At 68.9% G+C, this 11,406-nt stretch carries 10 protein-coding genes, 3 pseudogenes and 1 riboswitch; of the genes and pseudogenes, 8 read left to right on the forward strand and 5 right to left on the reverse strand.

Annotated elements, in window-relative coordinates; genetic code table 11:
* The gene (locus tag ACIQ7Q_RS27800; RefSeq protein ID WP_403867703.1) at nucleotides 1-1,080 is read left to right on the forward strand and encodes an ABC transporter ATP-binding protein; all 1,080 of its coding nucleotides are present in this window, start codon (nucleotides 1-3) and stop codon (nucleotides 1,078-1,080) included.
* Nucleotides 1,081-1,224: 144 nt separating this feature from the next.
* On the opposite strand, the gene ACIQ7Q_RS27805 is transcribed toward ACIQ7Q_RS27800, so the two are convergent.
* A complete protein-coding gene (locus tag ACIQ7Q_RS27805; RefSeq protein WP_403867706.1) occupies nucleotides 1,225-3,639 on the reverse strand; it encodes a SpoIIE family protein phosphatase in 2,415 nt (804 codons plus the stop codon).
* 1,532 nt (nucleotides 3,640-5,171) lie between these two features.
* A pseudogene (locus ACIQ7Q_RS27810) lies at nucleotides 5,172-5,336 on the reverse strand (HNH endonuclease); the annotation flags it as partial.
* Nucleotides 5,337-5,505: 169 nt separating this feature from the next.
* On the opposite strand from ACIQ7Q_RS27810, the gene ACIQ7Q_RS27815 reads away from it, so the two are divergent.
* The 3 genes and pseudogenes from ACIQ7Q_RS27815 to ACIQ7Q_RS27825 all read left to right on the forward strand — a co-directional run bounded on the left by ACIQ7Q_RS27815 (nucleotide 5,506) and on the right by ACIQ7Q_RS27825 (nucleotide 6,984).
* Nucleotides 5,506-5,883: a hypothetical protein gene (locus ACIQ7Q_RS27815; RefSeq protein WP_403867709.1), complete on the forward strand. Its 378-nt coding sequence runs from the start codon at nucleotides 5,506-5,508 to the stop codon at nucleotides 5,881-5,883.
* A gap of 66 nt (nucleotides 5,884-5,949) precedes the next feature.
* A pseudogene (locus ACIQ7Q_RS27820) lies at nucleotides 5,950-6,075 on the forward strand (ribonuclease HI); the annotation flags it as partial.
* Between the two features lie 438 nt (nucleotides 6,076-6,513).
* Nucleotides 6,514-6,984 carry a hypothetical protein gene (locus ACIQ7Q_RS27825; RefSeq protein WP_403867712.1) on the forward strand — a complete coding sequence of 157 codons (471 nt, stop codon included), beginning with the start codon at nucleotides 6,514-6,516 and terminating at the stop codon, nucleotides 6,982-6,984.
* A gap of 10 nt (nucleotides 6,985-6,994) precedes the next feature.
* Here the strand turns inward: ACIQ7Q_RS27825 and ACIQ7Q_RS27830 are convergent, their stop codons facing one another.
* Nucleotides 6,995-7,588: a TetR/AcrR family transcriptional regulator gene (locus tag ACIQ7Q_RS27830; protein ID WP_403867715.1), complete on the reverse strand. Its 594-nt coding sequence runs from the start codon at nucleotides 7,586-7,588 to the stop codon at nucleotides 6,995-6,997.
* A 152-nt stretch (nucleotides 7,589-7,740) separates the two neighbouring features.
* On the opposite strand from ACIQ7Q_RS27830, the gene ACIQ7Q_RS27835 reads away from it, so the two are divergent.
* The 3 genes from ACIQ7Q_RS27835 (at nucleotide 7,741) to ACIQ7Q_RS27845 (ending at nucleotide 10,141) form a co-directional block, all read left to right on the forward strand.
* Nucleotides 7,741-8,190 (forward strand): hypothetical protein, encoded by a 450-nt coding sequence (locus tag ACIQ7Q_RS27835; protein WP_403867718.1) that lies wholly within the window; start codon nucleotides 7,741-7,743, stop codon nucleotides 8,188-8,190.
* 84 nt (nucleotides 8,191-8,274) lie between these two features.
* Nucleotides 8,275-9,282, forward strand: coding sequence for a zinc-binding alcohol dehydrogenase family protein (locus ACIQ7Q_RS27840; protein ID WP_403867759.1), 1,008 nt, complete (start codon nucleotides 8,275-8,277; stop codon nucleotides 9,280-9,282).
* A gap of 370 nt (nucleotides 9,283-9,652) precedes the next feature.
* Nucleotides 9,653-10,141 carry a hypothetical protein gene (locus ACIQ7Q_RS27845; protein WP_403867721.1) on the forward strand — a complete coding sequence of 163 codons (489 nt, stop codon included), beginning with the start codon at nucleotides 9,653-9,655 and terminating at the stop codon, nucleotides 10,139-10,141.
* Nucleotides 10,142-10,347: 206 nt separating this feature from the next.
* Nucleotides 10,348-10,518, reverse strand: a riboswitch (TPP riboswitch).
* Between the two features lie 105 nt (nucleotides 10,519-10,623).
* On the opposite strand, the gene ACIQ7Q_RS27850 is transcribed toward ACIQ7Q_RS27845, so the two are convergent.
* Nucleotides 10,624-10,809, reverse strand: a complete 186-nt coding sequence (locus tag ACIQ7Q_RS27850) for a DUF397 domain-containing protein (protein ID WP_403867724.1) — start codon at nucleotides 10,807-10,809, stop codon at nucleotides 10,624-10,626.
* A pseudogene (locus ACIQ7Q_RS27855) lies at nucleotides 10,806-11,021 on the reverse strand (Scr1 family TA system antitoxin-like transcriptional regulator); the annotation flags it as partial. The pseudogene ACIQ7Q_RS27855 and the gene ACIQ7Q_RS27850, both read right to left, overlap by 4 nt.
* Before the next feature lie 109 nt (nucleotides 11,022-11,130).
* On the opposite strand from ACIQ7Q_RS27855, the gene ACIQ7Q_RS27860 reads away from it, so the two are divergent.
* On the forward strand, nucleotides 11,131-11,406 hold a 276-nt coding region (locus ACIQ7Q_RS27860; protein ID WP_403867727.1), incomplete at its 3' end, for a transposase.

An 11,406-nucleotide genomic window follows, 5' to 3' on the forward strand; every position in this document is an offset into this window, starting at 1 on the left:
ATGACGCAGCTGGACATCGTCGACGTCGGGCACAGCTACACGCCGGGGGCCGATGAGGAGCGGTGGGCTCTCAAGCCCCTCGGGCTGACCTTCGAGGCCGGCAAGACCTACGCACTGGTCGGCCCGTCGGGCTGCGGCAAGACCACACTGCTGAACATCCTGTCCGGGCTGGTCAGGCCGTCACAGGGCCAAGTGCTCTTCGACGGCGTGGACGTCACCGCTCTGCCCACGAAGGCGCGCAACATCGCCCAGGTGTTCCAGTTCCCCGTCATCTACCAGTCGATGACGGTGTACGAGAACCTCGCCTTCCCCCTGCAGTGCCGCCGTTGGGACAAGGCGAGGATCGATGCCAAGGTCCATCAGGTCGCCGAGGCACTGGACCTGGACGACCGGCTCAAACAGCCCGCCCGGCGGCTCACCGCCGACGACAAACAGCTCATCTCGCTCGGTCGTGGTCTGGTCCGCGACGACGTGGCGGCCGTGCTGATGGACGAGCCGCTGACGGTCATCGACCCCCAGCTGAAGCACTCGCTGCGGCGCAAGATCCGTGAGATCACCGAGGAGTTCCGGCCCACAGTGATCTACGTTACCCACGACCAGTACGAAGCCATGAGCATCGCGCAGGAAGTGCTGGTCATGAAGGACGGCCGAGCCATGCAGCAGGGCACCCCGGAGCAGCTCTTCGAGGCCCCCTCGTCGACGTACGTCGGCTACTTCATCGGCTCACCGGCGATGAACTTCCTGAACCTGGACCGGGCACACGGGAACGTCACCCTTGGGGGCCGTGCCCTGACCATGGCGTGGGACATTCCGGAAGGCACCACCGAGGGTCAGGTGGGAATCCGGCCCGAGTACGTCGAAGTCGTCACGGAACCCGGGCCCAATACGTTCCCCGCCAGGCTTCGGGACGTCCGGGACCACGGGCCGCAGCGGGTGCTCGAGATGGAGGTGGCCGGCCAGCTCATCCGGGCGAAGGTGCCACGTGAGGACGGAATTCCGGCGCTCGAGGAGTTCCTGGTGCATCTTCCGCGCGCCAAGGCCCTCCCCTATGCGGATGGTCGCCTCGTACTCCACTCGTAGAGGGAGGGCAGGTGGCCCTGCGGCCCGGGCCCGGAACGCTTCGTGCTCCCCCTTGGTGACGTTGCGCCGTGTGCGGCCGGACAGGGGTCCCTGGCGCGGGGCCTGTTCCGGCCTGGCGGTGGCCGCTGCTCGGCGCTCGTCGGCTCACGGCTCCAGCAGTGGCTGCTCGGTCCAGACGGTCTTTCCCTCGCGGGTGTAGCGCGTGCCCCAGCGCTCGGTCAGCTGGGCCACCAGGAACAGGCCACGCCCGCCCTCGTCAGTGGTGCGCGCCCGGCGCAGATGGGGGGAGGTGTGGCTGCTGTCGGTGACCTCGCACATCAGCGATCGTTCACGGATGAGTCGCAGGGTCACCGGGCCGGTGGCGTACCGGTAGGCGTTGGTGACCAACTCGCTGGCTACCAGCTCTGTGGTGAAGACCAGGTGCTCCAGGCCCCATTCGGTCAGCTGGGCTGTCGTCAGGGTTCTGGCCTGCGCGGCGGAACCCGGGTCCAGCGGCAGCCGCCAGGAGGCGACGTTCTGCGCGGGGAGCACGCGGGTACGGGCGATGAGCAGGGCGATGTCGTCGGCGGGGTGAGCTGGTACCAGGGAGTCGATCACCGCCTGACAGGTCCGCTCCAGAGGGTCGGCGGGGCGCGTGAGCGCCGCGCACAGCTGTGCCAGGCCCGCGTCGAGGTCGCTGTGGTGCTCACCCATGAGTCCGTTGGTGTAGAGGGTGAGCAGGCTTCCCTCGGCCAGTTCGACGTCCCGGGCCTCGAACGGCAAGCCGCCCAGGCCGAGGGGTGGGCCGGCGGGCAGCTCGAGCAGGCTCACCTGTCCGTCCGGGGTCGTCACCGCTGGTGGCGGGTGGCCGGCGCGCGCCACGGAGCACAGCCGGGAGACCGGGTCGTAGAGGGCGTAGAGGCAGGTGGCGCCGATGACCTGCTCGCCCACGGGCTGTTCTCCGACTGCTTCTTGTTCGGCGGCCAACAGGTTGACCAGGTCGTCCAGGCGGGAGAGAACCTCGTCCGGTTCCAGGTCCAGGCTGGCAAGGGTGTGTACGGCAGTACGAAGCCGGCCCATGGTGGCCGCGGCGTGGAGGCCGTGGCCGACCACGTCGCCCACGACGAGGGCAACCCTGGCCCCTGACAGGGGAATGACGTCGAACCAGTCGCCGCCCAGCCCCGAGGCCGCCCCGGCGGGGACGTAGCGAGGGGCCACCTCTACGGCAAGCCGGCGGGGAACCGCCCTCGGCAGCAGGCTGCGTTGCAGAGTGAGCGCGGTCTCTTGCTGCTGGGTGTAGCGCCGGGCGTTGTCGATGCAGACGGCGGCACGCGAGGCGAGTTCCTGGGCCAGCGTAAGGTCGTCCGCTTCGAACGGGTCGGGGCGCCCCGAGCGCCACAGGCTCATCGCGCCCAGCACCAGGCCCCGTGCGATCAGGGGAACAACGATCAGGGAATGGACAGTCGGGTCGGGAACGAGCCCACCCCGGCGCGGTTCCATGGCGAATCGGTCGGGCGCAAGAACGGCCTCCAGAACTGCCCGTCCGTCGGCCAGACAGCCGGCTTGTGGGGTGTCCGGTGCGAACTCGACGGGTTCCCCATCCGGCTGCGGGAGTTCGGGCTGCAGGGCCGGGACGCTCCGAGACGCCACCCGTACGACGGACTCCGTCGAGCCCTGGGCCGACTCCTCACCACGCCTCACCGGCTGCGACAGGTCCACAGTTACGTGGTCGGCCAGTTGAGGCACCATCACATCAGCGAGCTCCCGGGCCGTCTCGCTCACATCGAGCGTGGTTCCGATGCGGGCGCCGGCCTGGGCGAGGAGCGCCAGTCGACGTCGGGCTCGATGGCGTTCGGTGACGTCCTCGATGGTCTCGGCCACTCCCAGGACCCGGCCGGACGGATCCTCCAGCCGGAAGGCCGATACGGACGCGGCCCGCTCTCGTGTCGGATTGCGCTCCAGGCGGGTGTACTGCTCGGTGGAGACCAGTGATCTTCCGGTCTGGATCACCCGGCGCACCCGGTCCACGGAATTCCGCGCGTCCTCCGCAACCAGCATCGTACCGGTGGGCATGCCCCGGAACGAGGCGGCCGGAACCCCGGTGAACCGTTCGACCGCCCGGTTGACCCGGAGGATCGTCATCTCGGGACTGTGGACGACGAGCCCGATCGGGCACCGGCGGAACAGCCCGTCGAGAACCGCGCGGTCCCTCTGCCACTCGAGGATCTCCGCCGCGGGCGCTCCGACGAGGAACCATTCGCGGACACCGCCGTCGCGCAGGAGCGCACGTACCCTGAACCCCATCTCCACGAGCCGCCCGCTGCGATGCCGCACCGGCACCACGCCGAACCAGCCTCCGGCTCTCCTGCACATCGCCGCGGCCTCCCTGGCAGCCGGCATGTCGCTGGGATCGATCAGGACTTCGCGCGCCGGATGGCCGATCACACCCGTCCCCGGGTGGCCGAGCAGCTCCTCGGCCCGCCGGCTCCATCCGACCACGGTTCCCCGGTCGTCGAGCACCGCCGAGGCGGCCAGGTGCAGAGCGAATGGATCATCCGGGCTCTCGCTGAGCGCCGTCATCCGCTGGTCCACAGCTGGACACCACCTCTCTCGGCTACCGATGCTCTCCCACCGGTACCGGTGCGTGCCCCGGACCGGCGTGGCTCAGCCCGGGTTGTTTGGGCTGGGTTCGCCTCCGGGGCACCCCTGCGGGTGTCGACGGTCGCTCGTGCTCGATCCCTCGTTCCCTCGAGATCTCCGCGCGTTCTCCCTTTCGACACCCGCGCGCCCCTTCGGCTCGCTCGCCATGCCTTGCGAGCCTATTGAACCCGGTCGGGCCCAGCAGACTTCGGGCGCTGTGTCACGGCGTGGCGGCCGTCACCCGGCAGGCATTCTGGGCCAGAGGTGATCACGGTGTCACCCTCGCGGCCGGCCGCCGGGCACCGGCACACCCGTTCTGCTCGGCGTGGGACCGCTCGGCGGCGAGGCGCTGACACTGGCGGACGGACTGGCGGACGGACTGGCAGGAGGGGGCACCGTGGGGGAGGACGCCGGCTGGCTGGGGCGGCCGTTGGAAGGACGGGGTGTCGGCCTGGCCTCCACGGGTGGCGGCGGGCTGGTAGCAGCGGGAGCCTGGGGAGCCGGTGATTCCCGGGGCGTGGCCGTCGCGCGAGGACGCCGAGTGCCGGCTGTGCTCCGGTCCCTGACGCCTCCTCCTCTGGCCGGGCGCGTTGCCGGACGTTCCGGTGAACGTGAGGCCGTCGGTGATTCGGTGACGTGGACGTCGGGCTCGTCGGGAGATGCCTGTTCCGGGCTCGGTAGTGCTCGTGGAGGGTCGGCGAAGTCCTGGGGCAGCAGCGATGCGGCGGCCAGGCCGCCGAGCATGGCGAAGGTGGCCGCGGCAAGAGTCCGACCACCGTACTTCTTCAGTCGCGGCGGAAGCCGGCGCCGGGCTACGGGCACATCGGCTGAGGAAGTGGGGGAACAGGCAACGTCGGGGGACTCGAAGGAGCCCGGTCCCTCGCTGAAGAGGACATCCCACACCGCCGGGTCGGCTGCCGGAGCACCGCCGCTCCGATCGCTCGGCTGTGCCGTGTCGGACTCGTACGCTCCGCACTCGGGGCACGTCACGGTGCCGTTGAGGCTACGGCGGCAGGGAAAGCAGTAGTCCATGCGCTCGACCGTTCAGTGCGTGGGTCGCTGGAAGGAACCGTGCGCTGCCGACCGGGCCCGGCAGCAGTCACCGGCGGCCGGAAGGCGATGCCCGGTGTCTTTCGAAAGAATCCTTGGCATGTGCGAACCTCACTCACTCACCGGTCTGCAGATGGGTCACCGGTTACCGAGGAAAACGGGAGCGGGTGAGTGGCCGTTCAAGCATTGAGCGAAACGTGGGATACGCAACTTTCTTGCGGTTGTGGCTGGTCACGCCGGTGCCCCGCTGCGGTTTGCGAGCCGGCGGCAATGGGGCCGTCCAGGCCGGCTGGGTCATTTCCTGGGGCTGAGCGTCCTGTGCGGCACGCACGATCCCGGACCCGGTCCGGATCGCGCTCGCAGGGCCCGTCGGTGAAGGTCTTGAGCGTTTCGAGTTCGGCCTTGTCGACGGCAAGGCCTCAGCGGAGCTTGGCGCCGATCCATTCGCCGATGGAGCGGCAGTACTGGTCGGTGGCGGGCGGGAGCCATTGGGCCGGATCCTGGTCGGCCTTGGACCGGTTGGTACGGGCCGTGACGGCGACCAACGAGGCGGCCGCACCCTGGTCGTTGGCGTAGGCCTCGCGCTTGACCCGGTTCGCGCGCTCGCACTGTTGATAGTCGAATAAATGATCCAGTATCAACTAAGAGTTCTACTTTTACCTGATTGCGATGAAATTCAGAGAATCCTGTGATCCGTGTGGGAATCTGCTGCGCACGGCCGGACGCACACGCGCACGGCCGCACAGGGGAGGTCGCATGCGTGGATCGCTGCTCCGGAAGAGCCGCTCGGTCCTGGTTGGTTCGTTGATGGCGATGGGGGTCGTCGGTCTCACCGCCGCTCCCGCCAGTGCGTGGACAGGGGGCAATGTCTGGGTCAACTTCGGCAGCTGGAACTGCCCCGGCGGCGGATCCGTCGTCGGCGTGTACTGGGGGGTGGACGCCTATTCGAGCGGGCCGGCCGGTGGTGACTGGGGCGACAACGTCATCTACCCGCGCGTTCGCGTGGGCTCCGGCGCCCACAACACCCTGAGCTACCAGGTGATGTGCAAGAAGTGGGGCTGGTACACCTACCGTGGCGTCGTCAGCCAGCGCACCCTGACGCCGTACAAGTCGGGTGTGAGCTACACCTACTGACCGGCCGGCGGTCGGCGGCACCTCCTCCAGGGGTGCCGTCGGCCGTCAAAGCCTTCGGCGGACCGCGCCGCCTGCGACGGGGCGTCCAAGGGAAACCCCGGACCGGCCGGATGGGCCTGGGTTATCGCGGACGCCGAGGGCCGCCCGGAGCGCTGGGAATCCGGCGCGCTGGGGCGCGCCACCAACAACGTAGGAGGTTGCAACACGCCCCACGCCCTGGCCAACTCCGCGATCACTTTCGGATTGGTCACCATTCCGGTGTCGATCCTGCCGGCCACCGAACGGCACAACGTCAGCTTCCGGCCCCCCAGTGCACCTGGCGGACGGCGGCCGTGTGAGGAACGGACGCCGCCCTTGTCACCGGCCGGACGGTTCACCGCGTAACCGGGCGGTCGTCTCGATGCTCCGCGACGGTGAAGGGCTGGGCGGTCGAACGGGCCTCGTCGATGCTGTACGAGGCGGGCGCACACCATCACATGGTCAACGAGGGTGGTGACATCCAATGCACGGCACACTGCCCGGGGCTGCGCCGCGTGGCTGGGCACGCGGCGAGGGCTCGCCAGGATCGCGTGTCCCGCAACGCTTGATCACTGCCCCCGGACTCGTGGGCCCGAAAGTTAGGCTCAAGGCGTGAGTGACTACTACGACTTGTTCCTCGCGGTGGACTTGTCGCCGGACCTGTCCGAGCCTGCGCTGGAGGAGGTCAGGTGGCTCCTGGGGCAGGCGGAGATGCCGTCGGCGCCGAGGTCTGCCGACTGGGAGACCTGGGGGTATCCATGGCAGGTCTTCGCCGGCGGTTCGGCGAGTCATGCGTTCGGCGGGGCGGACGTCTCCCAGTTGGTGCCTGCCGTGGACCGGCCCGATCGCGACGGCGTTGTTCCATGGGCCCTGACTGTCCGGATCTGCGTCCACGAGGACGAGTTCGGGGTGGTCATGGAGGTCGTTGAATGGCTGCTTCGGCAGGCGACCACGGAGGGATGGGTCGGGTTCGTCCGCGACACCGCCCTGGAGGACATCCAGCACATCGTGCGTCAACCCGGTGGGTTCGATCTTGTCGACGTCCGCAGTGCTGAGAAGCGGTTCCAGATCTCATGGTCGTAGCGACGGCCGGTTACGACGTCTGCTGATCGGACTCTTCGACGGCCCCGAGGCCGGTGATCAGCGCGTCGAGGCCGCGCTTGATGCGGTCCACGTCCCAGCCGCGTTCGGTGCGCTGAAAGTCGAACAGGCCCGGCGTGTACGCCATGAGGAGCAGATCCGCGACGTAGGCGGCGTCCACGCCGGGGGAGAGTTCCGCGACCATGCCGGCGATCTGCTCGTGGTGCCGGCGGAACGGGGCGCTGTGATAGCGCCCTGCCGGCGCGCTCGCCTCTGCCAGGAGCAGCAACTCCCGGTTGTCGTCGACGAGTTCGGCCATGCCGTGCAGAAAGGCTCGGAGTCGGTCGTGTGCCGGCGGGGCCCCGTCCTCGCAGTGCCGCGTGAACGCCTCCTGGAAGCGGGTCTCGTTGTCCTCGATCAGGGCGTAGACGAGCCCCGCCCGGTTGTGAAAGCGCCGGTAGACCGTGCCGACCCCGACCCCGGCCTCCTTGGCCACCGCGTCCAGGGACAGATCGGCGAAGCCGTCCGCCGCGAGCAGGCGCCGAGCTGCGTCGAGGATGCGGAGGCGATTGCGGGCGGCGTCGGCGCGCTCGGTGGGGACGGTCATGCGGAGCAGCGTAGCGGACGTAGCGGAGGCTTCTCCGGTTACCTCTTGATAATCGGAGAGGTCTCCACTTAGGGTTGCGGCATGCCAACCGGAGACTTCTCCGGTTGATGGTCGGAGCTCCAACACGTCTCACCCGCAAGGAGATTCACGCCATGACCGTCGCCGCCACATCCACTCCCACCTCCACCCCCACCCCCCTCCTCAACGGCCAGTTGATCGGCATCACGTACCACGCGATCGCGGCCGTCCGGGACCGGCTCCTCGCCGCCTCGGGCCTGACCTTCCACCAGTCCATCGCGCTCAAAGCCGTCGTCGACGGGCTCGACCGTGCCGGTGTCGTCGACCGCATCACTGCGACGATCAAGATCGGCGAGCCGGAGGTGCACACCCTGCTCGACGAACTCACCGATGCCGGGCTGCTCGACGGCGCCCGACCGTCCCTCACCGACAAGGGCGACGCAGTCCACCGAGGGTTCACGGACGCCGTGGCCGGGCTGACCGAGCGGCTGTACGGCGACCTTCCGGCGGCCGACCGCGAGATCGCCGCCCGCGCGCTCGCCCATGTCACCGCGAGGGCGAACGCCGAGCTCGCCGCCCAGTAGGCGATGCCTGGACGGTCGGCGCGGGCCGTTGTCTGATGGAAGTCGAGGGAGGTGGCGTGTGTGGATGCCGGAATTCCCTCGACGATGCGAGGGTGGATCGCCCCCGCCGCCCGGCCGGGCACGCTCGAGTGCGTCGAGATGCCCGTGCCCGAACCGGCGGCCGACGAACTGCTGGTCAGAGTGCGTGCGTGCGGGGTGTGCCGGACTGATCTGCACGTACGGGACGCGGACCTGCCCCCGCATAGGGAGCGGGTCGTCCCGGGACACGAGGCCGTCGGCGATCTCGTCGCCGCCGGCAGCGACGTCGCCGGACCGGCACGTGGCACCCGGATCGGTGTCCCCTGGCTGCGCGGCACGTGCGGAACCTGCCGGTTCTGCACACGGGGCCAGGAGAATCTGTGTCCCTCCAGCGTCTACACCGGCTGGGACGCGGACGGCGGCTACGCCGAGTACGTGACCGTTCCCGCGCCCTACGCCTACGACCTTCCGCCCGGATACAGCGACGAAGAACTCGCCCCGTTGCTGTGCGCCGGGATCATCGGCTTCCGCGCCCTGCGCCGTGCGAACCTTCCCGAGGGCGGCCGGCTGGGGATCTACGGCTTCGGCGCGTCCGCCCATCTCACCGCGCAGGTCGCCCTCGCTGAGGGCGCCGTCGTCCACGTCTTCACCCGCTCACCCGCCGCCCAGGCCCTCGCGCTCGAACTGGGCGCCGCATCGGCGAGTGACCCCTACGCCCCGCCGCCGGATCCGCTGGACGCGGCGATCCTCTTCGCCCCGAACGGCGCTCTCGTCCCCGCGGCCCTCGAAGCACTGGGCAGCGGCGGGACCCTGAGCATCGCCGGAATCCACCTCTCCGACGTCCCATCGCTGGACTACCAGCGGCATCTCTTCCGCGAACGCACCGTGTGCAGCGTCACCGCCAACACCCGACAGGACGGACATAACCTTCTCGCGGCCGCCGCCCGCCACCGGCCCCGGGCCACCCTGGCGGTGTACGACTTCGACCGGGCGGACCGGGCGCTCGACGACCTGGCCGCCGGTCGGATCACTGGGGCGGGCGTGCTTCGCGTCCATCCCCGGCGACCCTCGTGACGGCGGAATCGGAGCCGGCTCTCGACCACGGCGCAGCACAACGGGCTCGAGGCCAGGGACGTTGCGGCGACGGAGAAACCGCCCTCTCCGCCACAGCTTGGAGTGCCGCGGCGAGGCTGCCTCGCGTCGCGATGTCGGGATAGAGAACAGCTGGATCGGGGTGCGTCACCACAACCGCTGATTGTGCCGCAGTCGCCGAGGCCCGTTCGGGCCGAGTGCGCCGCCTCGTGCCCCCGTGCCCGCCCTGAGTGCGCTCGCAGCTACATCGCGCCCCCTGTTGCCGGCCTCCGACCGCACCGAAAGTGGTCGGGGCGGCGCGTCAGAAGGCACGGGACGTCGATGTGGAACCGGCGTACGCCAGGGGGCAACGGTGAACTGGACCGACCAAGTCGGAGCGCTCGGGACGGCCATCGGCAGCGGCGCGGCTCTTCTCGGGCTCGCCGCACTGGTTGTGCAACTCCGGCATCTCACAAAAGGATTGCGGTCGGCAGCTCGGGGTGCGACGTACGACATCGGAGTCCAGATCAAGCTGGTTCTCATCGAACATCCGCACCTCCGGCCGTTCTTCTTCGGGAACGTACCGAATCCGCCTGATCACCCCGAGGCGGCCCGGATTGCGTCCCTTGCCGAGCTGTACTGCATCTACTTCCAGGAACTGGTGGAACAGTCCCGCAACGTGAGCCGCAAGAACCGGGCAGCCTGGGAGTCGCTCGTAAAGTCCATGTACGAGACGAGCCCTCCCATCCGGAACCAGCTCGAGCGCCGGCTCGCCTGGTACTCGGCGGAGCTGCGCGAGATCGTCGAGCGGCTGCAGCGAGGTGAAGCACGCACCGGGCGAGAGCCCCCACAGGCCAGGTGAGGGAGTCGCAGGCACACTGCCAGTCGGCGGCGAGAGCGCCGGAGGCGGCGGCCAGCGGCCGGTCTCGACACGGCGCTCAGCGCGACAGCTGACGGGACGCCGTCGGTCTGCGCGGTAGCTGTGCCCCGCAGACTGCCCGGCGCGCATGGGCGCCCACCCTTCGCAGGCAAGCTGTCGCTTGCCTGCGGTGTGGGGTGGACGCACAAAAACCTACGAGACGGGCTCCCTGCGCCGGTATTGTCCGGATCAGGTGATGGGGGTCGTCTTCCGGTCTCTCGACCTTCAGACCTCTCAGCCCGACCGTCGACGTCGGCCCCGGCGGTACAAACCTATCCGCCAAAGTCGGCTACTCCGGTCGAACTCCCTCGCTCGCCTCGTAGGCCACTACCAGAGTAGCTCTCCGCGCCCCGAGTGAAAAGGGGTGAATTGTCCCAATATTCTGGAGTCGGACTCGAACCGGAACGGGGCGCTCACCTGCGAGGTCAGGACTGGGCGGCGTACGAGACGAAGCTCGTCCACGAGGTGGGGGAGAGGACGAGCCGAGGGCTCTGCTCGATCTTGGAGTCCCGGACGTGGATCGTCTCGGGGGTGTTCGCCACCTCGACGCAGCTGTCGCCGGAGCTGCCGCTGTAGCTGCTCTTGAACCAGGACAGTTCTGTGGTGCTCATGCCGCTCCTCGCATCCGCCGCAACAGGCTCAAGGAGTCTTCCAGGGAGAGAGCCTGTGACCGCATCCTGGCATACCGCATCTGGAGCATGCTGACCACTTTGAGGTCCGAGAGGAACTGACCGCTTTCCTGTCCTTCGCAGTACCCGTACCAACGGTTGTCGGACGTTTCCAGCAGCTGCACAGGCCCGTCGACGCCCGCGTGGGTCGCGCGCGCCTGAGTGGACGTTAAGTCCGATCTTCCTCGGTTCGTGATCGCTGGATCGTGGTACTGATCGTCGCGCAGGCCTCCTGCCGGGCATGTCCATGCTGAGATGCGAGGCATGAAGCGAGAGCCGTACCCCAGCGACTTATCGGACGAGCAGTGGGCGTTGATCGAGCCGATGATCACAGCCTGGAAGCAGGACCGGGTGGCGCGGTCGGCGACGGGGGATCCCGGGTCATGCGATCTGCGGGAGGTCGTGAATGCGATCTTCTATCAGAACCGGACGGGCTGTCAGTGGCGCTATCTGCCCCACGACTTGCCAGCCTGGTCGGCGGTGTTCTACTACTTCGGTCTGTGGCGCGAGGACGGGCTCGACCAGCGGATCCAGGAACTC

Source organism: Streptomyces sp. NPDC096176 (genome assembly GCF_044763255.1).
In the GTDB taxonomy this organism is placed as follows: Bacteria; Actinomycetota; Actinomycetes; order Streptomycetales; family Streptomycetaceae; genus Streptomyces.

Excerpts from the sequence above, each read along its gene's own strand:
- ACIQ7Q_RS27800 (WP_403867703.1), top strand. The coding sequence starts at position 1 with ATGACGCAGCTGGACATCGTCGACGTCGGGCACAGCTACACGCCGGGG.
- ACIQ7Q_RS27805 (WP_403867706.1), bottom strand. The coding sequence starts at position 3,639 with ATGACGGCGCTCAGCGAGAGCCCGGATGATCCATTCGCTCTGCACCTG.
- ACIQ7Q_RS27815 (WP_403867709.1), top strand. The coding sequence starts at position 5,506 with ATGCGTGGATCGCTGCTCCGGAAGAGCCGCTCGGTCCTGGTTGGTTCG.
- ACIQ7Q_RS27830 (WP_403867715.1), bottom strand. The coding sequence starts at position 7,588 with ATGACCGTCCCCACCGAGCGCGCCGACGCCGCCCGCAATCGCCTCCGC.
- ACIQ7Q_RS27835 (WP_403867718.1), top strand. The coding sequence starts at position 7,741 with ATGACCGTCGCCGCCACATCCACTCCCACCTCCACCCCCACCCCCCTC.
- ACIQ7Q_RS27840 (WP_403867759.1), top strand. The coding sequence starts at position 8,275 with ATGCGAGGGTGGATCGCCCCCGCCGCCCGGCCGGGCACGCTCGAGTGC.
- ACIQ7Q_RS27850 (WP_403867724.1), bottom strand. The coding sequence starts at position 10,809 with ATGAGCACCACAGAACTGTCCTGGTTCAAGAGCAGCTACAGCGGCAGC.